Source organism: Streptacidiphilus anmyonensis (genome assembly GCF_000787855.1).
Lineage (GTDB): Bacteria > Actinomycetota > Actinomycetes > Streptomycetales > Streptomycetaceae > Streptacidiphilus > Streptacidiphilus anmyonensis.
In genome coordinates this window covers 222,321-247,131 of sequence record NZ_BBPQ01000004.1, presented here as the reverse complement: position 1 = coordinate 247,131, position 24,811 = coordinate 222,321, and the positions used below count along the sequence as shown (strand labels likewise).

Below are 24,811 nucleotides of genomic sequence, written 5' to 3'. Positions count from 1 at the left end.
CCTCGCGCCCCGTCAGCTCATGGGGTCAGCGCTCCTCCTGGAGCCGCCGCCTACCGCCGCGCCAGCGCGTCGACGAAGAGCGTGCCGTTGATCGTGCCCCAGCCGCTCGCCAGGTCGTAGCCCTTGACGGCGTTGTAGCCGGTGACCTTGGCGAAGGAGTTGTTGCCGGTGGTCACGTCCACGATGCCGTTGCGGGCCGCGTCGTCCCGGCCCATCCGGTAGAGCTTCGGGTTGATCAGGCCGAGGTCGTGGCACGCCTTCTGGTCCGCCATCGCGACGATGCCGGAGAAGATCGGGGTGGCCTCGCTGGTGCCGCCGGTCAGGCCCCAGCCGTCGTTCTTCGGGTTCGGGTCGAAGGACGAGTAGACCCAGGCCGCGCCGTTGACCGCCGCGGACATGCTGATGTCCGGGGTGCCACGGTGGGCGCCGGTGACCTTGGCGACGTGGTTCTGGTAGTTCGGCCGGCCGAAGACGCCGGAGATGCCGCCGCCGCCCGCGCCGTAACCGTCGTTCCACACCATGTCGGCCTTGAGGCGGTCGCCCTTGTCGTTCAGGGTCAGCTCGGTGCCGCCGACGGAGGTGACCAGCGGGTCCGAGGAGGGCCAGGAGTTGACCCGCTGGGTGTACAGCGCGCTGCCGGTGGTCGAGTCGGTGGCGCCGTTGTCGCCCGAGGCGCCGAGGACGGTGATGCCCTTCTTGTAGGCGTCGACGAAGGCGTAGCGCAGCGCCTGGAGCGAGGGCGTGCCGTTCTTGCCGTAGCCGGGGAAGGTGTTCTCGGTGGCGCCGAAGCTCTGGGATATGACGTCGCCCCAGTGGTGGTCGATCGCGTACTTCTCCGCGCTCATCATCTCGGGGAAGCCGGTGGTGCCTTCGGTCTCGGCGACGCCGGTCTCGACCAGGATGATCTTCGCGCCGGGGGCGATCGCGTGCGCGTACTCGACGTCCAGGGTGGTCTCACCCGCCCAGCCGAGCTGGTCCGGGGTCCCGGTCCACTTCGGGACGCTGCCCCACTGCTTCACGTCGACCTTGGTGTCGGGCAGGCCGAAGGTCTTGTCGAAGGTGGTCAGGTCCGTCTGGATCGTCGGCGAGCCGAAGGAGTCGACGATGACGATGGTGCGGCCCTTGCCGGTGATGCCGGACTTGTACAGCGGGGCCAGGTTGTAGGCCTTGCGGTACTGAAGCGGGGTGTAGCAGCGGATCTTCATCTTGCTGAGGCAGGTGCTCGTCGGCAGCACCGAGCTGAGGCCCGAGGCGAGCAGGTGGCCCTGCGACGCGGGCACCGGCTGCGGCAGCGCGGTGGAAGGCGTCGCCGAGGCGACAGCGGTGCCGGGCGCCACGCCGGCGAAGGTGAGCAGTGCTGCTGCCCCCGCGGTCACCGCGGACGCGGCACGGAGAGTGCGCGAACGTGCGATCGACTGACCCATGCTTCTCCTCAGGCTCACAGTGGCGTGCGCGCAGGCACCGGGGGATTTCCTGGAACTCCTGAAAACACGTCACCCCCGCCCCCGGAGCGCGGCACCGCCGCAACAGTGCGGACGATGCTGCCGCATGGCCGACCGGTCCACCACCCCCCGACCGGGGGGTGCAACCCCGCCCAGTGGTGCGTGATCTTCCCGCCTCGCCCGGAATCTCACCCGAACGGCGCCCGGGACCTCCGTGGAGCCTCAACTCACCGTCAGTTCCAGCACGGTGGCGACCGCCCAGGCGGCCGCGAACCAGAGCGCGGCGCGCCGACGACCGGTGGCGACCAACGCGGCGGCCCCCGCCCCGAACCAGCCGAGCTCGAGGACGGCGCGGCCCGCTCCGTGGACCGGGTGCAGCGCGCTCGGAGCGCCGAACAGGCTCCAGACGCCGGCCATCAGGGCCACCACGGCGAGAGCCGACACGAGCCGGGCGGCCAGTGCGAGCCGGGCGGGCCGTGCGCGCCGTGCGCGCCGTGCGGACCGTGCGCGCCGTGCGGGCAGGCGGGGCGGGCGCCGGGTGAACCCCCAGTACCCCGCCGCGACGTAGACGGCCAGTTCCAGCAGGAACCCGAGCGTCGCGCTCACCCCGGCGAGGGCGGCCCCGGGGCTCATCGGGCGAGCCCGAACGCGGAGGCGAGGTGCAGCAGCGCGAAGGCGCCGGCCCCGAGCATCATCCCCCGGTTGTGGTGCCGGGCCCCGATCACCGAGTCCCCGACCTGGGCCAGCCCGGCCACCAGCAGCAGCGGCCAGAGGACCGCGCCAGGGGCGCCCGCGAGCAGCGTCACGGCGAGGGCCAGACCGAGCGGGACGGCCCGCACCGCGTAGGCGCGTGCGTAGAGCTCCGTCCCCTCCGTGACCGGCTCCCCCGCTGCCAGCAGGACGCCGGGCCGGACCACCCCGAGGATGCTCGACCCCGCACTGACCAGCGAGGCGAGCGCGTTGACGACCAACACCACGTTCATCGATCCTCCCCTGAATCATTCTCATCGTGAACGATATTCCGAAGATACCATTCGCCGCGCGATCGATGTCAAGCGCCCCCGATGCAGCCCGCCCAGGTCGGTCGACTAGGCTCACCGGACTCATATGAACTGCCCGACGAGCTGTGAAGGACCTCGCGCATGCGGCTCACGGTGATCGGCACCGGCTATCTGGGTGCCACCCATGCGGCGTGCATGGCGGAACTGGGACACGAAGTCCTCGGCGTCGACGTCGAACCCGACCGGATCACCGCCCTGCGCTCAGGTCGACTCCCCTTCTACGAGCCGGGCCTGGACGAGCTGGTCGCCAAGCACGTCGCCTCCGGGCGGCTGCGCTTCACCACCTCCTACCAGGAGGCGGCGGCCTTCGCCGACGTCCACTTCTCCTGTGTGGGCACCCCGCAGCGGCCGGACGGCGACGCCGCGGACCTGCGGTACGTCGACGCCGTCGTGGAGACCCTCGCGCCCTTCCTGGACCGCCCGGCGCTCGTCGTCGGCAAGTCCACCGTCCCGGTCGGCACCGCGGCCCGGCTCTCCGCGCGGCTGGCCGAGCTCGCACCGGCCGGCGCGGCGGCCCGGCTCGCCTGGAACCCCGAATTCCTGCGCGAGGGCTACGCGGTGGAGGACACCCTCCGCCCGGACCGGCTGGTCTTCGGCATCGACCCGGCCGCCCCCGGGACGGAGGCCGTGCTGCGCGAGGTCTACACGACGCCGCTCGCCCAGGGCGTGCCGGCGGTCGTCACCGACTTCCCCACCGCCGAGCTGGTGAAGACCGCCGCCAACGCGTTCCTCGCCACCAAGATCTCGTTCATCAACGCCATGGCGGAGGTCTGCGAGGCGACGGACGCCGACGTCACCCAGCTCTCCCGCGCGCTCTCCTTCGACACCCGCATCGGCGGCCGGTTCCTGAACGCGGGCGTCGGCTTCGGCGGCGGCTGCCTCCCCAAGGACATCCGGGCGTTCCGGGCACGGGCCGAGGAGTTGGGAGCGGGCCCGGCCCTCGCCTTCCTGGGCGAGGTCGACGCGATCAACCTGCGTCGGCGCGACCGCGTGGTCGCGCTCGCCGAGGAACTCTGCGACGGCGAGCTGTCGGGACGCCGGGTGGCCGTCTGGGGCGCGGCGTTCAAGCCCGAGTCGGACGACATCCGCGACTCGCCCGCGCTCGACGTCGCCGCCCGGCTGCGCCGCCACGGCGCGCTGGTGAGCGTCCACGACCCGAAGGCGCTGGACAACGCCCGCAAGCGCTACCCGGAACTGGACTACGCCACCGGGGCGTTGGAGGCGGCCGGGAACGCGGACCTGGTGGTCCACCTGACCGAGTGGGCCGAGTACCGCGCGCTGGACCCGAAGGCAGTCGCCGCGGTCGTGGCCGCGCCGCGGCTCATCGACGGCCGCAACGCGCTGGACGTCCGGGCCTGGCGGGCGGCCGGCTGGACGGTGCGCTCACTCGGCCGCCCCTGACCCCGACCGCTCCTGACCTCAGCCGCTCCTGGCCTCAGCCGCTCCTGGCCTCGACCGCGGAAACGGGCCGGGCCGGGGCGGCGTGGACGCCGCCCCGGCTCCGGCCGGCCGGTCAGCTGTTCTGCTCGATCTTGAGCAGGGAACTCAGCACATAGCTCGCCGCGGCGTGCCCGGCGGTGTTCGACAGGGCGTCCGGCGTGCTCGCCGAGGCGCCGGTCAGCCCGGACTCGGCGATGTAGAGGAAGCGGCCGCTGACGGCGTGCGTCACGGCGCAGCCCGCCTTGCCGACGCAGAACGAGTCCACGTTGTTCCCGTAGAGGGGGGTCACCTTGCCGACGAACGCCGCACCCGCGGCCTGTGCGTCGGCCTTGCTGTGGAAGACCACGACCGCGACGGTCACCGCGTGGTTGCCCGTGGCGTAGGTGCCGCGCAGTACCTGGGCGCACCCGTTCTTGGTGAGCACCGTGCCGAGGCCGTCCATGCTGGCCTTCCAGCACGGGTCGGCGTTGTCGTCACCGGCCTTCGTGAAGGTCTTGCCGTCGATCGTCAGCGTCTTCTTGGCGAAGACGTCGGCCGGGGCCAACGGCGGTGTGTGACTGGGCGACGGGTCCGGCGAGGCCGGACCGGAGGCCGAGGAGCTCGCGCTCGCCGAGGCCACAGGGGCAGGCGAGGTGGAAGGCCCGGCATCGGGGTGGTTCTTGGAGCCGGAGAGCCCGAACCAGACGACACCCCCGATGACGGCAAGACCGGCGACCAGTGCGCCGGAGAGGACCATCAGGCGCTTGCGCTTGCCGTTGCGCTCGTAGTCGGCGGCCATGCCCGCCCAGTCCGGCTCCCGCTGCGCGCCGCCGGGGGCCCCGGGCGTGCCGGGCATTCCGGGGCCGGCCGGGCCGCCGCCATAGGCCGGACCGGCCTGCGGCGGCGCGTACGTCTGCTGCGGCGGCTGGTTGGGCTGCGCCGCCTGCTGCGCTTGCTGGGGGTGCTGGGGGTGCGGGTAGCCGTAGCCGGGCCCGCCGAACTGCTGGCCCGGAGTGCCGGCCTGCGTCGGAGCGCCGTGCGGCGCGGGTTGGGCCGGAGCGGGCTGGGCGGGCGCGGACTGAGTCGGCGCGGCGGGCTGGACCCGCTGCGTGGGTATGGGCTGCTGCGGCGCGGGCTGCACGTACTGCTGCGGAGGAGTCGGCGGCGGGACGGGCTGAGGCTGCGCCGGCACCGGCGGCTGCTGCTGGTAGAGCCGCGGATCCGGCGTAGAGGACGAGCCTGACGAGGCTTCGGACATGGCGGTTCCTCCATCGATGACGTTCGGTGCCAGGACGAGTCTGACTGATCCCGGTTCCGCTGGAGGCAGTCGGGGAGCGATCGGGCCCGTATCGGGACCGCGTCAGCGCCCACCGCTCCCAGGGTCGACCAACGCCCGCCCCGGGTCGCCGCACTGACAACCTGTCCGCCTGAGAGCGGAATTGGCAGGAAAGAGCGACCGGAGTCCCAATCCCACCGAGTTCATTCCGAAATCACATGCTGACCATTCATCACCGATGCATAACAGTTCGCTGTACGACCTTTGTTCTGCACATATTTGTCCAAGTTTGCCACACGTCACCGTCATACCATCCTGTCGTGCCGCCGGTCGCGGCCTCGACTCGATGCGGTCAGCCGCAGGCAAGAACGGACGGACATGCTGGCCTTCCTGCTCGAACTCGGCAGGTGGTGGACCGACGGCTCGGTCTACCCGTTTGCCTTGTTCATGGCGCTCATCTGGTTCCTATGGGTCGTCAGGATCGTGCTGGCACGCCGCTACAAGCCCTGGAAGCGGCCCTACTCGGCGACCACCTCGGTCATCATCCCGGTGGTCGACGAACCGGAGGAGCTCTTCCGCGACGTGCTCCGGCGGATCCTGGTCCAGCGTCCGACCGAGATCATCGTGGTCATCAACGGCCGCCGCAATCCCGTGTTGGAGAAAATCTGCGCCGATGTGGGCGTCCACTGGGTCTGGACGGAGATCCCCGGCAAGCGCAACGCGCTGAAGATCGGTCTTGAGGAATCCAGCGGCGAGATCGCCGTCCTGGTCGACTCCGACACCATCTGGACCGACAACACCCTGAGCGAGCTCATCAAGCCTTTCCGCGAGCCCGAGGTCGGCGGCGTGACGACCCGCCAGCGCATCCTGGAGCCGAGCCGCGCGGTGCTGACCCGCTGGGCCGACTGGCTCGAGAGCGTCCGCTGCCAGTACTCCATGCCCGCGATGAGCGTCCTCGGCACCGTCGGCTGCCTTCCCGGCCGCACCATCGCCTTTCGCAGCAGCATTCTCTTCGACTGCCTCGACGATTTCCTCTCCGAGAAGTTCCTCGGTGTCTTCCTCGAGGTGAGCGACGACAGAACGCTGACCAACTACACGCTGAAGCGCGGATATCGGACGGTCTACCAGTCCACCTCCCTGGTCTACACCGACGCCCCCCTGAAGCTGACCAAACTCGCCAAGCAGCAGTACCGCTGGGCGCGCGGCTCGCAGTACAACACGCTGCGCATGCTCCCCTGGATGCTGCGGCACGCGAAGGTGCTCTGCCTCTTCTACCTGACCGACATCGCCGTTCCGTTCGTCCTGCTCGGCACCTTCGGCTCCTGGGTGGCCGCGGCGTTCCACCGCTCCCGGCCCGGCATCTACAACGCGCTCCCGCTGCCCGGCGACCCGACCAGGTCCCTGGTCCTGGTCATCGTGCTGGCCGCGGTGATGTCGCTGCTGTCGATCGCCATCCGGTTCGGGCGCCACTTCGCCTACCGGCCGCAGGACCTGCTGTTCCTGCCCACATTCATGATCATCAACACCCTGCTGCTGCTCCCGGTGCGACTCCTCGGATTCTTCCGTTGCGCGCACAACGCGAGTTGGGGCACCCGCAAGGACAGCTTCGCCGGTGAGAAGAGCCGGAGCCCGCTCGTGCTCGTGCCCTACCTGATCGGAGCTGTCATGCTGGCGGGGTCGGTGATGATGAGTGTCTAGGTCCAGCCAACGCCGCTCCAAGCGGCTGCACTGGTGGAACCGGGGCAGCGGCATCCGGCTCCGGGTCTGGATGGCCGTCAACGTGCTGCTGCTGGCCACCATCAGCTACGGGGTCTACGCCGCCGTCCAGACCAAGGCGGAGGGGACGTCCTTCGCCGGCCTCGGGGTCGCCCCGACCGCGCCCGGCCTGCTCCAGCGGCTGAGCGGCGGGGGGTCCAAGCCCGCGGACACCGTCCCGGACAAGTCCCTCTTCCTCGCCCCCAAAGGCGTCTACTTCGGGGCGGCGACGCCGGGCGCGCCGTACAGCTCCGGCGAGGTCTCCGACGTCGCCGCGGCAGCCGGCGGGGTCCGTCCCACGATGACGGAGTTCTTCGTCAACTGGACGCAGTCCTTCCGGGCCGCGATGGTCACCTCGGCCTACGACCACGGCACGTTGCCGGTGATCTCGTGGGAGCCGTGGGCCGGCGGACAGGAGAACAACATCGGGGTCGGGCAGGTCCCGAAGAACAACGCGGACCAGCCCAAGTACCGCCTGGCGAACATCATCGACGGCTCGTTCGACTCGTACATCACCGCGTTCGCCAAGGGCGTCGCCGCCGCCAAATGGCCGGTCGCGCTGCGCTTCGCGCACGAGATGAACGGCACCTGGTACCCGTGGTCGGAGAAGACCGACGGCAACAAGCCCGGCCAGTACGTCGCCGCCTGGCGGCACGTCCACGACCTGTTCCAGCAGGCCGGGGCCACCAACGTGATCTGGGTGTGGAGCCCGAACATCATCCGGCCGGTGCCGCACACGAAGCTCAGCAGCCTCTACCCGGGTGACGCCTATGTCGACTGGGTCGGCCTGACCGGCTACGGCGTCCGCGAGAGCACCCCGGCGACCACCTTCGACCCGACCCTGCGCCAGGTCCGGGCGCTGACGAAGAAGCCCATCCTGATCACCGAGACCGGCGCGCAGCCGGACAAGGACAAGGTGTCCTGGGTGACGTCCTTCTTCCCGTGGCTCGAACAGAACCACGACATCATCGGCTTCGTGTGGACCGAGAAGACCAGGACCTCGGGGGCCCTGTCCGACTGGCGCTTCAACGGCGACCCGCAGAGCGAGGACGCGTTCCAGAACGGCATCAGCACCGCCTCGCTGGTGACCGGGCTGGGCAGCCTCACCAGACCTTCGAGCGGGAGCACCCGATGACCCCCGAGTCCGAGGACGGCTGGTTCACCCGCACCCGCGCGGACCAGATCCCGTCCCAGCACGAGTACGCCGTCCAGCAGGCACCCTCCGCCGGGCACCCGTCCCGGGCACAGGGCGGGTTCGAGGGCGAGCCGCAGGGACCGCTCCGGAACGGGCCGCAGGGACAGTTCCAAGGCGAGCCGCAGAGCCGGTTCCAGGGCCAGGTGCACGGTCAACCGGACGACGACCGGTACATGTGGACCCACCCGGAGGAGGAACCGCTCTACCCCCTCTCGGAGTCGGAGCCGGAGCCCGAACCGCTCGACGAGAACGACGCGGAGGACCAGGGCGCGACCGGCGGCGCCGCCCGCGCCCGGCGCACCGCCGCGCTGCTGCTGGTCCCCTCGGTGGTCACCCTGGTCGTCGGCGGCTACCAGCTCGGGCACCGTCAGCTGTGGCAGGACGAGTCGGCCTCGTGGTGGGCCGCCACCCTCTCCTGGTCCCAACTGCTGCACCTGCTCGGCAACATCGACATCGTGCTGGCGCCCTACTACGCGCTGATGCACCTGTGGGTCTCCGTCGCCGGCACCTCGGTGGTCGCGCTGCGGATCCCCTCGCTCGCGGCCATGGGCCTCTCGGCCGGACTGCTCGCGCTGCTGGGCCGCCGGATGTTCAACTCCCGTGTCGGCATGGTGGCCGGCCTGATCTTCGCGGTGCTCCCGGTGACCAGCCGGTACGGGCAGGAGGCCCGTCCCTACGCCCTCACCGTGCTCGCGGTGCTGGTCGCGACGTTGCTGCTGTACCGCGCGCTGGACGACCCGAGAGCGGACCGCTGGGGCGGCTACGCCCTGTCCCTGCCGTTCACGGGCATGTTCCACCTGGTGGCCGCACTCGTCCTGGCGGCGCACCTGGTGCTGGTCCTGGTGGTGGCCAGGAAGCGCTGGGGCGCGTGGGCGGCGGTGGTCGGCTTCTGCGTGGTACCGGTGCTGCTGATCGCCCTGCTCGGGCACAGCCAGTCCGCCCAGGTCTCCTGGATCTCCACCGACCTGAAGGATCTCCCGCAGTTCCCCGGGCAGTTCTTCCTGTCCGCCGACGGGATGTACGTCACCGTCGGCGCGGCGGTGCTGGGGCTGTACTTCGCGCGCCGGTACTCGTTCGTGCTGCTGACGTGGACGCTGGTGCCGCCGGTGCTGCTGTTCGCCTCGCGATCGGTGCTGAACCTGTTCCTGCCCCGGTATCTGCTGTTCACGCTGCCCGCCTGGGCGTTGCTGGCCGCGGTCGGCGTCTGCGGGCTGGCCGGGCTGGTCGGTCCGCGACAGCGGGGCCTGGCTGTCCGGCAGTTGGTCGCCGGCGTGGCGCTGGTCGGGGCGTTGGCCGCGGTCTGCCTGCCGGACCAGCGCGCGGTGCGGGTCAACCCGCTGGCGGGGCAGCCGGACTTCCAGAGCGCGGCCGCCTGGCTTTCGGTCCACCAGCGGCAGGGTGACGGGATCGCCTTCGCCGGCACCCGTGGCGTGCCGATCCGCACCATGGCCTACAACATGCGCGGCTCGAGCGCCCAGCCCCAGGACGTCTTCCTGGCGCAGTCCCCGGCCGCCTCGGGCACGTACGAGGGCAAGCCGTGCGCGGTCCCGTCCACCTGCGCGGCGGGAGTGGAGCGGATCTGGCTGGTCTCCACCTCGACCACCGCGTCCTTCTACGACGGGCTGCCGGACAAGCAACGGGCCGTGCTGACGCAGCAGTTCCAGGTCGTCTCCGAGGAGCGCTTCACCGGCGAGCTACGGGTGGTGCTGCTGGAGCGCCGCCCTCCGGCGGCCAAGAAGCCACCGACGGTCAAGAAGGCCCACACGGTGGCCAAGCGCTGACGCGCCCGGACCCACCACCGCACGCAACCAGGTGCTGCCCTCAGCCGCTCGACGCGGCGGCCGAGGGCAGCACCGAGGCCATCGGCCACGTGCGCAGCGTCATCCCCGAAAGCCCGGCCCGGAACGCGGCCTCGGTCCTCGGGTCGACGGTGAACCGGTAGTCGTGCCAGGCGCCCTCGGCGACGCTGTGCTCGAACCAGACGAACCCGACGACCTGCGGATGCGTGTGCAGCCAGGTGAACAGACTGGCCGTCCAGCCCGCCTGCTCCGCACCGGGCTGCGCCCCCGTCTCGGCGATCAGGATCGGCTTGCGGGTGAGCGCCTGCAACTGCACCACCGTCGGGTCCAGCACCTCCTGCGCGGTCTTCTCACCGAAGCCGTAGGCGTCGACGCCGACCATGTCGACGTAGTCGACACCCGGGAAGTAGGGCTCCACCGACTGCTCCGGGGTGCCCCGCACGGTGTTCGGGCTCCACAGCCAGATCGCGTTGGTGACACCGGCGTTGGTGAAGACGTCGTGCACGTGGCGCCACGCCTTCACGAAGTCGCCGGGGGCGTTCCCGCTGTTCTGCTCGGACCAGGGGTACCAGTTGCCGTTCATCTCGTGCGCGAAACGGATGATGACGGGCAGTCCGACGGCCTTCACGGCCAGGGCGTACTGGGTGATGTAGGTGTCGAACGCGCCGTTCGCGATCCGCTTGAGCGCGTACTGCGGCTGGTCCGTCTGCTTGGACTGCGACGCGGGCTCCCACGTCAGCAGCGGCACCGCGCCCTCGTTCCAGCTCTCCCGCACGGCGTCGGCGTCGAACGGCTGGGTCCAGTTCCGGAAGTACTCCAGGATCGTCGGGTGCCGCCCGGCGGCGGCGACCACGGACGCCGTCTCCTGCGGCTGCGGCGAACCGACCGTGCTCACCCCGAAGTAGTCCCCGTCCGGGTGCAGCAACTGCGCCACCGTCGGCACATCCGGCTTCGCCGCCGTCGCACCGCTCGTGGCCCCGGCGCCCCAACCCCCGCCCGCGCCTCGGGCCGCCCCGTCCGCGGATTGCGCACAGCCCGCACAGACCAGGAGCAGCAGCGCGAGCAACGCCGCACGGGTGGTGCGCAAGAAAACCCCCAGGATCTCCGTTTCGCGGGGGAGTCTAACGCTCCGACCAATGAACCGAGCCCGGGCGACTGACCTGCCGATTCTCCAACCCGGCTCGAGTCGCGCTCATCCAGCCGTCAGGGCCTGAACAGCCAGAGTTCGATCTCGTCGATGCCGATACGGCGCCCGCACTCTGTGCTCTCCTCGTCGGCCCAGCGGCGCAGTAGCACGCAGTACCGGGCGTAGGTGCTGGTGGGCCATGCGCCCTTGCCGAGCGAATCCCACTGGCAGGTACCCCTGAGTGCGGCGGCGACTTGGGAGTCGAGGATCGCGCACGGGTGGTCGAGATCGCCGTAGCCCGCGAAATACAGGAGCTTGGTGGAGAACGCCGGGCCCAGATACGAGATGGCGTTGCGGCGCTCCGGGTGCAGAGTCTCATACGCCTGCGCCGGATCCTCGCGGGCCGCCATCAGAGCCTGGCGCAGAGCCGCCACCGCTGAGCTTCGGTTATCCGCCACAGCCCGGATGCGCTTGCGATTAAGGCGGAGTTTCATGCCGCTGCCCCAGGCAAGGACTCGCCACAGAAATCGCAGCAGCTCCGCCTCGGAGCCCGGATCAAGCTTGGCCGCATCCGTGAACAAGTCGCCCCGGCTGAGCTGCTCAACACCTGGTGCGGTGACGGGCGCACCAGGCAGGTGAAAGGCGGCGATCTCGGTGTTCCACCAGTCGGTGGCGATGGGGATGGTGTGACCGTCGATCCGCTTTGAGCGCTGCTCGACGAGAGCCTCACGGCACGCCTGCGGCAACTGCAGGCGGGACAGGTCGGTGGGTGCCATGCCCCCATCCTGCCCGTAGGAATGAGGCGGGATGGAGACTTCGGTCCTCACGCTTGCCAATTCCCGGTCGGCACTGACACACCGAACCGGCTTACCGCGGATGGCACACAGAACCGGCGTCTTCGTGGCTCGGTTGGCGGACTCAGAGGTCCGCCCTTGTGGGAGGCGTCCAGGGCATGCCGTTCTTGGCGAGCGTGTCGACGATCCAGCGTTGCCCCAGAGGGCCGGCGACCTCCCATGCATAAGCAAAGCGCCTCTTGGGCGCCTTCCTGTCCCACCAGGGCTGTGGGCGCGGGGTGAAGGGCATGTTGTCGCAGAGGTCCGCGAGCCAGCGAATACAGGCGACGAAGTCGTCATCAGGCCAGATCTTGAGGGGCCGCCGTCGCCCCGCCATCGCACGGATCTCCAACAGGGCGTAATGCCGCAGCACAGCCCCGGCAACCCAATCCTCGGTCTCCCGCTGACTGCGCTTCATCCCGCTCCCCGGGGTTAGGCTGCCGAGACCGTAGCGCAGAATCCGGATGCCGGGATGCGCCGGTCTCGCGGAGGCACGGACGCCGGGCACGCCACACAGCCCGAGGGCCCATCGAGCATGTAGCGGGCACGCGGGCTGGAATGGCCCCCGGCACGACGAAGGCCCAGGGTGGGGATCATGTCCCTGACCTGGGCCTTTACTGCTGGAGCGGGCGACGAGAATCGAACTCGCGCTCTAAGCTTGGGAAGCTCATGTTCTACCATTAAACTACGCCCGCCTGATCACCCGTCAGAGACGGTCGATCCATTCTCACTCTACCCCATCGTGCGCCTCACGTGCAGCGGTGGTGTCCCCGTGTGCCGTGGGCGTACTGTGACGCCTCGGGCGGCCGGGGGACGGGTCGGCGAGCCTGTGGGCGGTATGTCCGGAAGATCCCCTAATGTGGCAGGGCTGGCCTACGGCTTGGGGAGAGGATGCAATGGAGCGCACTGTCGTCCGTTGTGCCGAAGGGCACCTGTTCAGCACCGCGAGTTTCCCGCTGCAGAATCTGCGACCCGCACGGATCGGCCCTGGACGGCTGATGCGGTGTCCGCAGTGCGCACGACTGCGCAGCGCGGTTCCCGCGGACCTGGCGGTGTTGTCGACGGAGCAGATCACGCGGGCGCTGCGGCGGGAGGCCGTGGACTTCCTCGCGTAGCGAGAGGGAGAAACGAGAAGCGGACCCCCGTGCCGGATTGGGCGGGGGTCCTGCCATGCACGTACCCTCGACCCGTGCTGCTCTCAGACAAGGACATCCGGAACGAGATCGAGTCCGGTCGTGTGGTCATTGACCCCTTCGACCCGGAGATGATCCAGCCGTCCAGCATCGACGTGCGTCTCGACCGGCTCTTCCGGGTCTTCGAGAACCACAAGTACCCCCACATCGACCCCGCGGTCGAGCAGCCCGACCTGACCCGGCTCGTCGAGCCGGAGGGGGACGAGCCGTTCATCCTGCACCCGGGCGAGTTCGCGCTGGCCTCCACCTACGAGGTGGTCACACTGCCGGACGACATCGCCTCGCGTCTGGAGGGCAAGTCCAGCCTCGGCCGGCTCGGCCTGCTGACGCACTCCACCGCCGGCTTCATCGACCCGGGGTTCAGCGGCCACGTGACGCTGGAGCTGTCGAACGTCGCCACGCTGCCGATCAAGCTCTACCCGGGCATGAAGATCGGCCAGTTGTGCATGTTCCGGCTGTCCTCGCCGGCCGAGTTCCCGTACGGGTCCGAGCGCTACGGTTCGCGCTACCTCGGCCAGCGTGGCCCGACGCCGTCCCGGTCCTACATGAACTTCCACCGGACCAAGGTCTAGGACCAGGACTGACGCCTCACGCCCGCTTGGGCGTGGTGGTGACGGTCAGCTCGGTGCCGTCCTCGTTCAGGCGCAGCTCCGCGCTCAGCGCGGCGAGCTCGCCGAGGTGGTGCAGGTGGGTGCCGCCGCAGAAGATCGAGGCGTGGCCCTCCGGCAGCTCCGCGTGCCACTCGCGGCGGGCGGTGAGCTCCGGGCCGGGGGCCTCGATGCGGACGGACGAGTCGGCCGCGACCCAGGCGGCCAGGCGGGCGTTGACGGCGTCGGTGACCGCCGGGAGGTCCTCGGCCAGGCCCTCCGCGGTGAAGCCCTTCTTCCGCAGCGACTTGCCGATCCGGTACACGTCGTAGCTCGCCGCGGTGTCCATCCGCGAGGTGTCCATCGCCAGGGAGTCGAAGTCCGGGTTGCCGTGCGAGTCGCTGCGGCCCGGGTCCTTGCGCCAGCGCGGCGCCAGGGCCGCGTTGAGGGCCAGCGCCAGCAGGTGGCAGCCGGTGTGGGAGGCGCTCAGCGCCGCCCTGCGGTCGGCGTCGACGAGCAGCTCGACCTCCTCGCCCACCGCGACCGGCTCGGCCGTCACATGGACGACCAGCCAGGCCCAGTCGGCGTCGCCGCGCCGCACCGGGATGTCCGCGCCGAGCGCGAACTCGCCGTCCGGGCCCACGCCGCCGGTGACGCAGTCGAGCACGGCGAGGCCGCCCAGCGTGCCGGTGTCGGCGGGCTGGTCGGGCCAGGTGTGGTCGAGCGGGTGGAAGGGCGTGCGCTCCACCACGACGCCGTGGCGGCCGTCGGGCAGCGGCAGGCAGGCCACGACCGTGGACCGGTCCGCGACGCCTCCGGCGGGGAAGGTCACCTGGGTGGAGGCGGCGGGAAGGGACGGCGCGGTCATCAGCGGGCTCCGTTGCACGGTCGGGTTGGCACGGTCGCGGGCGCACGGTCGGGGTCGCCGCCGTGCGATCGAACGATCGAGGGTCTGCCGACCATTGAACAACAAACCGCCCGGTCGGGCTGCGGGCTGCCGTGTCAGCCCAGGGTCGGCAGCTTGATCAGCACCAGCAACATGATCAGTTGCAGTGAGCCCGCCGTCAGCGCCTTGCCCCAGGGCAGGTCGTGCAGCTGGCGCACCATGGCCGCCAGCAGCCACGCGCAGAGCACCCACGTCGCCCAGCCGAGCAGCTGCACCACGCCGTTGCCGGTGCCCAGGAAGAGGGCCAGCAGCAGCCGCGGCGCGTCCGTCAGCCAGGAGATCAGCATGGCCAGGGTGACCGTCGGCGCGTAGGCGCCGTCCCCGCCGAGGCGGCGGGCCAGGGCGTGGGTGACGGAGCCGAGCATCAGCCCGCACACGACGAACCCGACGGCGCTGCTGAAAAGGATCATCAGGGCGACGGTGAACGTCGAGTGCAGCACGTCGTCGCTGGTACCGCCGAAGGCGAACCCGGCCAGCAGGCCGTAGCCGGCGGAGACGGCCAACGCCGGGCCCCACGCCTGGTGGGTGCGCATCTGCGCGAAGGTCCGGGTGGGGTGCCGCACGATCCCGCGCAGCAGCTCCCGCCACGGCAGCCGCTCCGAGCCCACCTGCGGGTGCGGCTGACCGGCCCGGTAGACGGCGACGTGTTCGTCGGCCCCCTGCCCGTCGTAACCGTCCGTCCCGGCGGGCCCGTCCGACCCGCCGTAGGGGCCGTAGCCGTCGTAACCGGCGTAGCCGGCCGCCGGCATCTCGGGCACGGTGAAGGCGCGGGTGTGACCGCGCTCGTCGGCCGGATCGACCGCGACCGGCTGCGGGGCGGGCTCGGCCTGCCGCCGGCGATCGCCCCCGCCGATCTTCATTCCTCGTAGACGCACAATCCGACGGTACCCGCCCGCGCCACGGCCGAACGATCAAGTGATCACCCGGAACAGAGCTGTGACACGGGCAGGACGGTCGGTGACACGGCCCGTCAGGCGACCAACCACGCGTGCGCGGCACGCAGGTGGCTCGGGCCGCCGGACTTCTTGATCTCCATCACCTGGGTCGCGGTCAGCGCCTGGTTCCACACCTGGACATGGCCGATCAGGCCGCCCCAGGCGTTGTCCCAGCCGTTGCCCTCACGCGAGGCGCCGAGCACCAGGCCGCCCGGGTTGGTGGTCACGTTCGGCGCGTAGTGCGAGGCGGCGAGAACACCGTCGACGTACAGGTAGGCGCGGTGGGCGGTGGGGTTCCAGACACCGGTCAGCAGCGCCCAGGTGCCCGGCGCCGCCTTGAAGCGGGCGGGGGCGTAGGCGGTGTACTGGCCGCCCACCTGGCCGTTGACGTCGAAGCTCCACAGCGCCGGGCCGCCCGGGTGGGAGTCGTCGTAGGTGCGGCCGAGCTCGAACGAGGAGTTCTCGCCGGTTCCCTGGCTCACCGCGACGCCCGGGTCGCGGGTGTCGCCGGTCCAGACCCAGGCCGAGACGGTGAAGGCGTGCTTGATGTCGACGGCCGCCGTGGCGGACTGCGCCGTGGCGATGGCCGCCCGGCTGCTGCTGAGCACCCAGCCGCCCTTGATGTGCTTGATCGCGCCCTTGGGGCCCTGGACGGTCAGCGGCAGGTGGCCGGTGGCGTCGGCGAGCTGGTTCGGACGACCCGGAACGGTGGGCCCGCCGCTGCGGGGCGCGGCGGCGGAGGCGAAGGCGGAGGGAGCCACGAGTGCCACCGCGCCGGCGAGCGCGGCCGCGACCGCCACAGGTGCCAGCGCGCGCTTCAGCACGCGCGCCTTCCCCCGCTTCCCCCCGGCCCGGCCACCGTCGTTCATCGCGTACGTGTGATCGGTCATGGCGGATGATCATAGCCACACGCTGACGGCCCACCAGATCCGAGGATCGGGTGGGCCGTCGGGACGTTCGAGCGGGGACCGCGCGGGTCAGGACGAGACCGGCTCCGGCTCCTCGGCCGTGGCCTCCGGCGCGGCCGGGTCGGCCTTGACCGACTCCAGCAGCAGCTGGGCCACGTCGACGACGCGCAGGGACTCCTTGGCCGCGCCCTCGTTCTTCTTGCCGTTGACCGAGTCGGAGAGCATCACCAGGCAGAACGGGCAGGCGGTGGAGACGATGTCGGGGTTGAGCGACAGCGCCTCGTCCACGCGCTCGGTGTTGATGCGCTTGCCGATCCGCTCCTCCATCCACATCCGCGCGCCGCCGGCGCCGCAGCAGAAGCCGCGCTCCTTGTGGCGGTGCATCTCCTGCTGGCGCAGACCGGGGACCTTGTCCATGATCTCGCGCGGCGGGCTGTAGACCTTGTTGTGGCGGCCCAGGTAGCACGGATCGTGGTAGGTGATCAGGCCCTCGACCGGGTTGACCGGCAGCAGCTTGCCCTCGTCGATCAGGTGCTGCAGCAGCTGGGTGTGGTGGATGACCTCGAAGTGGCCGCCCAGCTGCGGGTACTCGTTGGCGAGGGTGTTGAAGCAGTGCGGGCAGGTGGCGACGATCCGCTTGACCGGCGCGTCCTCCAGCGCCGCGTTCAGCGTCTCGACGTTCTGCGCGCCGAGCATCTGGAAGAGGAACTCGTTGCCCAGGCGGCGCGGGGAGTCACCGGTGCAGGTCTCCTCCTTGCCGAGGATCGCGAACTTGACGCCCGCGGTGTGCAGCAGCTCGGCGAAGGCCTTGGTGGTCTTCTTGGCCCGGTCCTCCAGGGCGCCGGCGCAGCCGACCCAGTAGAGGTACTCGACCTCGGCGGGGTCGATGTCCTCGCCGATGACCGGCACCTCGATGCCGGTCTCCTTCTTGAGCTCCTTGACCCAGTCCAGGCGGGCCTTGGTGGCCAGACCCCACGGGTTGCCCTTGTTCTCCAGGTTCTTGAGCATCGTCCCGGCCTCGGTCGGGAAGTTGCTCTCGATCATGACCTGGTAGCGGCGCATGTCGACGATGTGGTCGATGTGCTCGATGTCGACCGGGCACTGCTCGACGCAGGCGCCGCAGGTGGTGCAGGACCACAGCACGTCCGGGTCGATGACGCCGTTCTCCTCGGCGGTGCCGATCAGCGGGCGCTCGGCCTCGGCAGCGGCGGCGGCCGGGACGTTCGACTTGTCCTCACCGGCGAGCAGGTAGGGCGCCTTGGCGTAGGCGTGCTCGCGCAGGTTCATGATCAGCAGCTTCGGCGAGAGCGGCTTGCCGGTGTTCCAGGCCGGGCACTGCGACTGGCAGCGGCCGCACTCGGTGCAGGTGGAGAAGTCGAGGATGCCCTTCCAGGAGAACTCCTCGACCTGGGAGACGCCGAAGACGGCGTCGTCGGCCGGGTCCTCGAAGTCGATCGGCTGGCCGCCGGAGTGCATCGGCAGCAGCGCGCCGAGCGCGACCTCGCCCTTGGCGTTGCGCTTGAACCAGATGTTGGGGAAGCCGAGGAAGCGGTGCCAGGCGACGCCCATGTTGGTGTTGAGCGAGACGACGATCATCCAGATGAACGAGGTCGCGATCTTGATCATCGCGACCAGGTAGACCAGGTTCTCGACGGTTCCCGTCGACAGGCCGCGGAAGGCGACCGTCAGCGGGTAGGAGAAGAGGAAGTTGACCTCGTAGGAGTGCACGCCGCGGAGCACGCCCTCCAGACCGCGCAGGGTCAGGATGGCGAGGCCGATGATCAGGACGATCGACTCGACGAAGTAGGCCTGGCCGGCGTTGGAGCCCGCGAAGCGGGACTTGCGGCCCGGCTTGTTCGCCTTGCTCAGCTGGCGGATCACGATCAGCACGACGATGCCGAGGGTGGTCAGCACGCCGATCAGCTCGGTGAACACCTCGTAGGGCGCCCACTTGCCGATGATCGGGAGCGTGAAGTCGGCCGAGAAGAGCTGGCCGAAGGCGTTCACCAGGGTCAGCACCAGCGTGTAGAAGCCGACGGCGACGAACCAGTGGGCGACACCGACGATGCCCCACTGGTTCATCCTGGTGTGGCCCAGGAACTCGCGGACGACGGTGACCGTTCGGTCCTTCCAGTCGTTGGTGCGCGAGCCGGCCGGCACGTTCTGACCGAGCCGGACGAAGCCGTAGATCTGGAGGAACGCGCGCGCGAAGAGCGCCACGCCGACCACGGCCAGGACCAGCGACACGATGATCGCGGCGATTTGCATGCGGGCTCCTCAAAGGACCACGGAGCGACAACTACCCAGTAGTAACTTATCTCAGTTCATGCCGAGCGTAGCGATTCGCGTACACGATCCACAGCCGAAGCAGGGGTGACATACGGCACGACCGCCCATGCGGCGTAGGGGCGACATAAAGTTGAGCCGTGCCCACTCATGTCTGTTGACGAACCGCGAGGCGTCAGGCACTCTTGAGTCTGTTCAGCTCAACTTCCTCTCTTGGAGGGTTCCACGATGGCTCGTGCGGTCGGAATCGACCTCGGTACGACGAACTCTGTCGTCAGCGTCCTCGAAGGCGGTGAGCCCACCGTCATCACCAACGCCGAGGGCGCCCGGACCACACCGTCCGTCGTCGCCTTCGCGAAGAACGGCGAGGTCCTCGTCGGCGAGGTCGCCAAGCGACAGGCGGTCACCAACGTTGACCGCACCATCCGGTCCGTGAAGCGCCACATGGGCACCGACTGGAAGATCAACCTCGACGGCAAGGACTTCACGCCGCAGCAGATCTCGGCCTTCGTGCTGCAGAAGCTGAAGCGCGACGCCGAGTCCTACCTGGGCGAGAAGGTCACCGACGCGGTCATCACCGTGCCGGCGTACTTCAACGACTCCGAGCGTCAGGCGACGAAGGAGGCCGGTGAGATCGCGGGCCTCAACGTCCTGCGCATCGTCAACGAGCCGACCGCCGCCGCCCTGGCCTACGGTCTCGACAAGGACGACCAGACCATTCTGGTCTTCGACCTCGGTGGTGGCACCTTCGACGTGTCGCTGCTGGAGATCGGCGACGGCGTCGTCGAGGTGAAGGCCACCAACGGTGACAACCACCTCGGTGGTGACGACTGGGACCAGCGCGTCGTCGACCACCTGGTCAAGCAGTTCCAGAACGGCCACGGCGTCGACCTGTCCAAGGACAAGATGGCGCTGCAGCGTCTGCGCGAGGCGGCGGAGAAGGCCAAGATCGAGCTCTCCTCCTCCAGCGAGACCACGATCAACCTGCCCTACATCACGGCCTCCGCCGAGGGCCCGCTGCACCTGGACGAGAAGCTCACCCGCTCCCAGTTCCAGCAGCTGACCTCGGACCTGCTGGACCGCTGCAAGACCCCGTTCCACAACGTCATCAAGGACGCCGGCATCGCGCTGTCCGAGATCGACCACGTGGTCATGGTCGGCGGCTCCACCCGTATGCCGGCGGTCGCCGAGCTCGTCCGCGAGCTGACCGGCGGCAAGGAGCCCAACAAGGGCGTGAACCCGGACGAGGTCGTCGCCATCGGCGCGTCCCTCCAGGCCGGTGTCCTCAAGGGCGAGGTCAAGGACGTCCTGCTGCTCGACGTCACCCCGCTGTCCCTCGGCATCGAGACCAAGGGCGGCATCATGACCAAGCTGATCGAGCGCAACACCACGATCCCGACCAAGCGCTCCGAGATCTTCACCACGGCAGAGGACAACCAGCCGTCCGTGCAGATCCAGGTCTACCAGGGCGAGCGCGAGATCGCGGCGTACAACAAGAAGCTCGGCATGTTCGAGCTGACCGGTCTGCCGCCGGCGCCGCGCGGCGTCCCGCAGATCGAGGTCACCTTCGACATCGACGCCAACGGCATCATGCACGTCTCCGCCAAGGACCTCGGTACCGGCAAGGAGCAGCGCATGGCCGTCACCGGCGGCTCGGCCCTCCCCAAGGAGGACATCGAGCGGATGATGCGCGAGGCCGAGCAGTTCGCGGAGGACGACCACCGCCGCCGCGAGGCCGCGGAGACCCGCAACACCGCCGAGCAGCTCGTCTACTCGACCGAGAAGTTCATCAAGGACAACGAGGACAAGGTCCCGGCCGAGATCAAGGACGAGGTGGGCGCCGCCGTCGCCGACCTCAAGGAGAAGCTGAAGGGCGAGGACAGCGCGGCCATCCGCGAGGCCTCGGAGAAGCTCTCCACCGTCTCCCAGAAGCTCGGCCAGGCGCTGTACGCCCAGGCCGGCGAGGGTGCGGCCGCGGCCGGTGGCCCGCAGGACGCCCCGCACGCCGACGGCCACGTCGAGGACGACGTCGTGGACGCCGAGATCGTCGACGACGAGAAGCGCGAGGGCGGTGCCAAGTGACGGAAGAGACGCGGGGCAACACTGAGGAGCCCGGCGCCGCTTCCGGCAAGGCCGCCAAGGGTCGGGGCGCGGCGGGCAGCAAGCCCGCCGCGGCCCCGGCCGCGGCGGAGGAGACGGAGGCGGGCACCGAGTCCGTCGCCGACCTGCGCAAGCAGCTGGCCGAGCGCACCGCTGACCTTCAGCGGCTCCAGGCGGAGTACCAGAACTACCGCAAGCGCGTCGAGCGCGACCGGGTGACGGTCCGTGAGATCGCCGTCGCGGCGATCCTGGAGAACCTCCTCCCGGTCCTGGACGACATCGGCCGCGCCCGCGACCACGAGGAGCTGACGGGCGGCTTCAAGTCCGTCGGCGAGTCGCTGGAGACGGTCGTCGCCAAGCTGGGCCTGCAGCAGTTCGGCAAGCAGGGGGAGGTCTTCGACCCCCAGCTGCACGAGGCGCTGATGCACAGCTACTCGCCGGACGTCGAGGAGACGACCTGCGTGCAGATCCTCCAGCCCGGGTACAAGATCGGCGACCGGATCATCCGCCCGGCGCGGGTGGCCGTCGCCGAACCGGAGCCGGGCGGCTCCTCCTCGGCCGAGGAGAAGTCGGACGCGACGAACGGGGACTCTGCCGAGGGTGCCGAGGACGCGAAGAGCGCCAAGGCCTCCAAGGACGAGAGTGACACCGAGAAGTAACCGACCGGGGTCGGCCGCGGACCGCACCGCTTCGTGCGGGCGGCGGCGGCCGGCCCTCGGTCGTGTGATCAGAAGTGGTGAGGAGGGAGCGCGTTGAGCGGCAAGGACTACGTGGAGAAGGACTACTACAAGATCCTGGGCGTGCCCAAGGACGCCTCCACCGCTGAGATCAAGAAGGCCTACCGGAAGCTGGCCCGGGAGAACCACCCGGACGCCAACAAGGGCGACAAGGCCGCCGAGGAGCGTTTCAAGGAGATCTCCGAGGCCAACGACGTCCTGTCCGACGAGAAGCGCCGCAAGGACTACGACGAGGCGCGCGCGCTCTTCGCCAACGGCGGCTTCCGCCCCGGCGGCGCGGGCGGCGGCTTCAACTTCGACCTCGGGGACCTCTTCGGCGGCACCGGCCAGACCACGACGCAGAGCGGCGGCGGCTTCGGCGGCGGCGTCGGGGACCTGTTCGGCGGCCTCTTCGGCGGCCGCGGCCGGGGCACCACGACGCAGCCGCGGCGCGGCGCGGACGTGGAGTCCGAGGTGACCCTCAGCTTCGTCGAGGCGGTCGAGGGCGCCACGGTCCCGATCCGGATGACCAGTCAGGCGGCCTGCAAGGCCTGCGCGGGCACCGGCGCGAAGGCGGGCACCACCCCGCGCGTCTGTCCGACCTGCGTCGGCACCGGCTACGTCAGCCGCGGCCAGGGCAACTTCGCGCTCAGCGAGCCCTGCCGGGACTGCAAGGGCCGCGGGCTGCTGGTCGACGACCCGTGCGAGGTCTGCCACGGCAGCGGGCGCGCCACCTCGGCGCGCACCATGCAGGTGCGGATCCCGGCCGGTGTCGGCGACGACCAGCGGATCAGGCTCAAGGGCAAGGGCGCCCAGGGCGAGCGCGGCGGCCCCGCGGGCGACCTGTACGTGACGGTCCACGTCACCCCGCACCCGGTCTTCGGGCGGCGCGGCGACAATCTGACGGTGACGGTGCCGGTCTCCTTCCCCGAGGCGGCGCTCGGTGGCACGATCCGGGTGCCGACCCTCGGCGGTCCGCCGGTGTCCATGAAGCTCCCCGCGGGCTCGGCCAACGGCCTCACCATGCGGGCTCGGGGCAAGGGCGCCGTGCGCAAGGACGGCACGCGTGGCGACCTGCTGGTGACGGTCGAGGTGGCGGTCCCTCCGAAGACGGAGGGCGAGGCCAAGGAGGCCCTGGAGAAGTACCGCGACGCGATCTCCGCGGAGGACCCGCGGTCGGCGTTGTTCAAGGCGGCGGAGGAGGCGTGAGATGCCAGGCGTGACGGACGGCCCCGGCGGGCCCGGCGGTGGCCGCAGAGCGGCCTACCACCTGACGGAGTACACCCCGGTGTACGTCATCTCCGTGGCTGCGGAGCTGAGCGGTCTGCACCCGCAGACGCTGCGGCAGTACGACCGGCTCGGCCTCGTCTCCCCCGACCGCACGGCCGGCCGCGGCCGCCGCTACTCGGCGCGGGACATCGAGCAGCTCCGCGAGGTGCAGCGGCTCTCCCAGGAGGAGGGCATCAACCTCGCGGGCATCAAGCGCATCATCGAGCTGGAGAACCAGGTCGCCGCGCTCCAGTCGCGCGTGGCCGAGCTCCAGGGCGCCGCGGAGGCCGCGGCCGCCGCGGTGCACGCCTCGTACCGGCGCGACCTGGTGCCGTACCAGCAGAGTTCCGCCCTGGTCGTCTGGCGCCCGAAGCCGCGCCCGGACGGCGGCGTGCGGTAGCAGCCAGCCCCGTGGTGGGCGGCCTGACGCGTACGCAGGCATGACCGAGGGACCGTGTCCGGGGAGGCACGGTCCCTCGGTCTTTGCAGACCCCGGTCGTCGAGGAGGATCGACCGGGGAGACTCGCGGGGCTACGGGTGCACGGTGGCAGCCGTCATGTGGCCGCCGTCCCAGCCCAGGTCAGCCGAAGCTGCACCGGCGCTGAGGAAGAGAGCCAGAACGGCGACACCCCCGGCGAGAGCAACTCTCCACAACGAACGATGCGACGTACGACGCACGGAGCACTCCCTCTCCTGACAGGGCGATGAACCGGGCCGTTCATGCCTTGATATCGACAGACAGCCACCCGAACGGAGGGAGGCCATCCACCACAATGGGGTACGGATCTGGCCCGAGTCGTTGTTCGATAGTGGCAACAAGTGACCAGACCTGAAGTGGCCACAGGATAAAACCGGACGAGATTGGCATATCGCCCATGACGAGCCCGCAGCTGCCGGCCCCGCTCAGCCCTGACGCGGTCGCGATCTACATGCAAGCGCTGGCCGAGGGCGAATTCCTGCCGGAATCGGCGGCCGAGGTCACCGGACTGACCGACGACGGGATCGCCCTGTGTCGCGACGAACTCCTGGCCCACTGCCTCCTGCAACGCGTCTCCGGCGCCGACGATCGACTGGTTCCGGTCAATCCCGAACTTGCGGCGACCAGACTCGCTCAGCCTCTGGAAGAAACGATCCGCAACTACCGGACCGCCGTGGACGGCACCCGGGAACGCCTCCTCCAGCTCATGCCCGCCTACCTGGGTCGCACGATCTCGGGGCCGGCCACCGGGGGCCTGGAGATCATCACCGATCCGGCCGAGGTCCAGCTGCTGATCAACCAGGCGGCCAACAAGTGCTCCCGGGACCTGATGACCGTCCAACCAGGCGGCAAGCGCGACCCGGGAACGCTCCAGCGGACGCTCCCGCTCGATCTCAGCATCGCCCAGCGCGGCGTCCGGTTCCGGATGCTCTACCAGCACACGACCCGCACCCAGCTCAGCATGCGCTCGTACGTGAGCGCCATGGTGGAGTCCGGTGCCGAGATCCGCACCGTCGACCAGCTGCCGGAGCGGATGTTCATCTTCGACCGCGAAGTGGCCTTCATACCGAAGCGCAGCCAGGCCAACCAGCCGCCCGGCGCGGTCGTCGTGCGCGAGCCGGTGCTCACCTCCTTCCTGTGCGCGCTCTTCGAACAGTTCTGGATCGCCTCCACCCCGTTCCTGGTGGAGGGACCCGGCTACCAGAACGTCTCCGACGACCTGCGCCGATCGCTGCTGGAGCTGCTGGCCCAGGGGCTCAAGGACGAGGTCGTCGCCCGCAGACTCGGGATGTCGGTGCGGACCTGTCGCCGCCACATCTCCGCCCTGATGCAGGAGCTCGGCGCCGAGAGCCGCTTCGAGGCCGGGGTGCGCGCAGCTCAGCTGGGCCTGCTGAAGCAGCGGGACGACGAGCGCTGATGCCCTCTCGTGCCACCGCTCGGCAGTTTGATGTCACAGGGCGACCCTGGACGCTCACGTGTTCTCCCCA

Annotated in this window: 22 protein-coding genes and 1 tRNA gene; 11 read left to right on the top strand and 12 right to left on the bottom strand. The window is 70.1% G+C overall.

The window, feature by feature from the left end:
- Positions 1 to 50 precede the first annotated feature (50 nt).
- From TR50_RS07345 to TR50_RS07335, 3 genes are all read right to left on the bottom strand, one after another.
- Entirely contained in the window at positions 51 to 1,424 is a 1,374-nt protein-coding gene (locus TR50_RS07345; protein ID WP_042416120.1) for a S53 family peptidase, read from the bottom strand.
- A gap of 240 nt (positions 1,425 to 1,664) precedes the next feature.
- Entirely contained in the window at positions 1,665 to 2,075 is a 411-nt protein-coding gene (locus TR50_RS07340) for a DUF2568 domain-containing protein (protein ID WP_042416117.1), read from the bottom strand.
- Complete coding sequence (locus tag TR50_RS07335) at positions 2,072 to 2,425, bottom strand: hypothetical protein (protein ID WP_052440820.1); 354 nt, start codon at positions 2,423 to 2,425, stop codon at positions 2,072 to 2,074. The genes TR50_RS07340 and TR50_RS07335 overlap by 4 nt, the downstream gene beginning before the upstream one ends.
- A 159-nt stretch (positions 2,426 to 2,584) precedes the next feature.
- On the opposite strand from TR50_RS07335, the gene TR50_RS07330 reads away from it, so the two are divergent.
- Entirely contained in the window at positions 2,585 to 3,904 is a 1,320-nt protein-coding gene (locus TR50_RS07330; RefSeq protein WP_042416114.1) for a UDP-glucose dehydrogenase family protein, read from the top strand.
- Between the two features lie 112 nt (positions 3,905 to 4,016).
- On the opposite strand, the gene TR50_RS07325 is transcribed toward TR50_RS07330, so the two are convergent.
- Positions 4,017 to 5,180, bottom strand: a complete 1,164-nt coding sequence (locus TR50_RS07325; RefSeq protein WP_042416109.1) for a hypothetical protein — start codon at positions 5,178 to 5,180, stop codon at positions 4,017 to 4,019.
- 396 nt (positions 5,181 to 5,576) lie between these two features.
- Between TR50_RS07325 and TR50_RS07320 the strand changes: the two genes are divergently transcribed.
- From TR50_RS07320 to TR50_RS07310, 3 genes are read left to right on the top strand one after another with little or no spacing between them, the layout of a single operon-like run.
- A complete protein-coding gene (locus TR50_RS07320) occupies positions 5,577 to 6,896 on the top strand; it encodes a glycosyltransferase family 2 protein (protein WP_042416106.1) in 1,320 nt (439 codons plus the stop codon).
- Positions 6,889 to 8,088: a glycoside hydrolase family 26 protein gene (locus TR50_RS07315; RefSeq protein WP_152648294.1), complete on the top strand. Its 1,200-nt coding sequence runs from the start codon at positions 6,889 to 6,891 to the stop codon at positions 8,086 to 8,088. The genes TR50_RS07320 and TR50_RS07315 overlap by 8 nt, the downstream gene beginning before the upstream one ends.
- A complete protein-coding gene (locus tag TR50_RS07310; RefSeq protein WP_052440818.1) occupies positions 8,085 to 9,929 on the top strand; it encodes a glycosyltransferase family 39 protein in 1,845 nt (614 codons plus the stop codon). Before TR50_RS07315 ends, TR50_RS07310 begins: the two co-directional genes overlap by 4 nt.
- Positions 9,930 to 9,969: 40 nt before the next feature.
- On the opposite strand, the gene TR50_RS07305 is transcribed toward TR50_RS07310, so the two are convergent.
- The 4 genes from TR50_RS07305 to TR50_RS07290 form a co-directional block, all read right to left on the bottom strand.
- Positions 9,970 to 11,034: a glycoside hydrolase family 26 protein gene (locus tag TR50_RS07305; RefSeq protein ID WP_152648293.1), complete on the bottom strand. Its 1,065-nt coding sequence runs from the start codon at positions 11,032 to 11,034 to the stop codon at positions 9,970 to 9,972.
- 116 nt (positions 11,035 to 11,150) lie between these two features.
- Entirely contained in the window at positions 11,151 to 11,849 is a 699-nt protein-coding gene (locus TR50_RS07300) for an 8-oxoguanine DNA glycosylase OGG fold protein (protein WP_042416102.1), read from the bottom strand.
- 142 nt (positions 11,850 to 11,991) lie between these two features.
- Positions 11,992 to 12,324: a hypothetical protein gene (locus tag TR50_RS07295; protein ID WP_042416099.1), complete on the bottom strand. Its 333-nt coding sequence runs from the start codon at positions 12,322 to 12,324 to the stop codon at positions 11,992 to 11,994.
- Between the two features lie 203 nt (positions 12,325 to 12,527).
- Positions 12,528 to 12,601, bottom strand: a tRNA-Gly gene (locus tag TR50_RS07290).
- 201 nt (positions 12,602 to 12,802) lie between these two features.
- On the opposite strand from TR50_RS07290, the gene TR50_RS07285 reads away from it, so the two are divergent.
- Together TR50_RS07285 and dcd are read left to right on the top strand one after the other, a co-directional pair.
- Positions 12,803 to 13,021 carry a hypothetical protein gene (locus TR50_RS07285; RefSeq protein ID WP_042416094.1) on the top strand — a complete coding sequence of 73 codons (219 nt, stop codon included), beginning with the start codon at positions 12,803 to 12,805 and terminating at the stop codon, positions 13,019 to 13,021.
- Positions 13,022 to 13,095: 74 nt separating this feature from the next.
- A complete protein-coding gene (gene dcd / locus TR50_RS07280) occupies positions 13,096 to 13,671 on the top strand; it encodes a dCTP deaminase (RefSeq protein WP_042416092.1) in 576 nt (191 codons plus the stop codon).
- A gap of 16 nt (positions 13,672 to 13,687) precedes the next feature.
- Here dcd and TR50_RS07275 read toward each other — a convergent pair whose 3' ends face one another.
- From TR50_RS07275 to TR50_RS07260, 4 genes are all read right to left on the bottom strand, one after another.
- Entirely contained in the window at positions 13,688 to 14,554 is an 867-nt protein-coding gene (locus tag TR50_RS07275) for a metal-dependent hydrolase (RefSeq protein WP_042416088.1), read from the bottom strand.
- Positions 14,555 to 14,688: 134 nt separating this feature from the next.
- Complete coding sequence (locus TR50_RS07270; RefSeq protein ID WP_152648292.1) at positions 14,689 to 15,507, bottom strand: Yip1 family protein; 819 nt, start codon at positions 15,505 to 15,507, stop codon at positions 14,689 to 14,691.
- A 95-nt stretch (positions 15,508 to 15,602) separates the two neighbouring features.
- Positions 15,603 to 16,457 (bottom strand): LamG domain-containing protein, encoded by an 855-nt coding sequence (locus TR50_RS07265; RefSeq protein ID WP_042416085.1) that lies wholly within the window; start codon positions 16,455 to 16,457, stop codon positions 15,603 to 15,605.
- Positions 16,458 to 16,544: 87 nt separating this feature from the next.
- A complete protein-coding gene (locus tag TR50_RS07260) occupies positions 16,545 to 18,743 on the bottom strand; it encodes a (Fe-S)-binding protein (RefSeq protein WP_042416082.1) in 2,199 nt (732 codons plus the stop codon).
- A 246-nt stretch (positions 18,744 to 18,989) separates the two neighbouring features.
- Here TR50_RS07260 and dnaK point away from each other — a divergent pair, with 246 nt between their 5' ends.
- The 5 genes from dnaK (at position 18,990) to TR50_RS07235 (ending at position 24,741) form a co-directional block, all read left to right on the top strand.
- The gene (gene dnaK, locus TR50_RS07255) at positions 18,990 to 20,843 is read left to right on the top strand and encodes a molecular chaperone DnaK (RefSeq protein WP_042416079.1); all 1,854 of its coding nucleotides are present in this window, start codon (positions 18,990 to 18,992) and stop codon (positions 20,841 to 20,843) included.
- A complete protein-coding gene (grpE, locus tag TR50_RS07250) occupies positions 20,840 to 21,520 on the top strand; it encodes a nucleotide exchange factor GrpE (protein WP_042416075.1) in 681 nt (226 codons plus the stop codon). Before dnaK ends, grpE begins: the two co-directional genes overlap by 4 nt.
- A 93-nt stretch (positions 21,521 to 21,613) precedes the next feature.
- Positions 21,614 to 22,786, top strand: coding sequence for a molecular chaperone DnaJ (dnaJ, locus tag TR50_RS07245; RefSeq protein ID WP_042416073.1), 1,173 nt, complete (start codon positions 21,614 to 21,616; stop codon positions 22,784 to 22,786).
- Position 22,787: 1 nt separating this feature from the next.
- Positions 22,788 to 23,246, top strand: a complete 459-nt coding sequence (locus TR50_RS07240; protein ID WP_042416070.1) for a heat shock protein transcriptional repressor HspR — start codon at positions 22,788 to 22,790, stop codon at positions 23,244 to 23,246.
- 475 nt (positions 23,247 to 23,721) lie between these two features.
- The gene (locus tag TR50_RS07235) at positions 23,722 to 24,741 is read left to right on the top strand and encodes a helix-turn-helix transcriptional regulator (protein WP_042416067.1); all 1,020 of its coding nucleotides are present in this window, start codon (positions 23,722 to 23,724) and stop codon (positions 24,739 to 24,741) included.
- Positions 24,742 to 24,811 lie beyond the last annotated feature (70 nt).

Excerpts from the sequence above, each read along its gene's own strand:
- TR50_RS07345 (WP_042416120.1), bottom strand. The coding sequence starts at position 1,424 with ATGGGTCAGTCGATCGCACGTTCGCGCACTCTCCGTGCCGCGTCCGCG.
- TR50_RS07340 (WP_042416117.1), bottom strand. The coding sequence starts at position 2,075 with ATGAGCCCCGGGGCCGCCCTCGCCGGGGTGAGCGCGACGCTCGGGTTC.
- TR50_RS07335 (WP_052440820.1), bottom strand. The coding sequence starts at position 2,425 with ATGAACGTGGTGTTGGTCGTCAACGCGCTCGCCTCGCTGGTCAGTGCG.
- TR50_RS07330 (WP_042416114.1), top strand. The coding sequence starts at position 2,585 with ATGCGGCTCACGGTGATCGGCACCGGCTATCTGGGTGCCACCCATGCG.
- TR50_RS07325 (WP_042416109.1), bottom strand. The coding sequence starts at position 5,180 with ATGTCCGAAGCCTCGTCAGGCTCGTCCTCTACGCCGGATCCGCGGCTC.
- TR50_RS07320 (WP_042416106.1), top strand. The coding sequence starts at position 5,577 with ATGCTGGCCTTCCTGCTCGAACTCGGCAGGTGGTGGACCGACGGCTCG.
- TR50_RS07310 (WP_052440818.1), top strand. The coding sequence starts at position 8,085 with ATGACCCCCGAGTCCGAGGACGGCTGGTTCACCCGCACCCGCGCGGAC.
- TR50_RS07300 (WP_042416102.1), bottom strand. The coding sequence starts at position 11,849 with ATGGCACCCACCGACCTGTCCCGCCTGCAGTTGCCGCAGGCGTGCCGT.
- TR50_RS07295 (WP_042416099.1), bottom strand. The coding sequence starts at position 12,324 with ATGAAGCGCAGTCAGCGGGAGACCGAGGATTGGGTTGCCGGGGCTGTG.
- TR50_RS07285 (WP_042416094.1), top strand. The coding sequence starts at position 12,803 with ATGGAGCGCACTGTCGTCCGTTGTGCCGAAGGGCACCTGTTCAGCACC.
- TR50_RS07275 (WP_042416088.1), bottom strand. The coding sequence starts at position 14,554 with ATGACCGCGCCGTCCCTTCCCGCCGCCTCCACCCAGGTGACCTTCCCC.
- TR50_RS07265 (WP_042416085.1), bottom strand. The coding sequence starts at position 16,457 with ATGACCGATCACACGTACGCGATGAACGACGGTGGCCGGGCCGGGGGG.
- TR50_RS07260 (WP_042416082.1), bottom strand. The coding sequence starts at position 18,743 with ATGCAAATCGCCGCGATCATCGTGTCGCTGGTCCTGGCCGTGGTCGGC.
- dnaK (WP_042416079.1), top strand. The coding sequence starts at position 18,990 with ATGGCTCGTGCGGTCGGAATCGACCTCGGTACGACGAACTCTGTCGTC.
- TR50_RS07240 (WP_042416070.1), top strand. The coding sequence starts at position 22,788 with ATGCCAGGCGTGACGGACGGCCCCGGCGGGCCCGGCGGTGGCCGCAGA.
- TR50_RS07235 (WP_042416067.1), top strand. The coding sequence starts at position 23,722 with ATGACGAGCCCGCAGCTGCCGGCCCCGCTCAGCCCTGACGCGGTCGCG.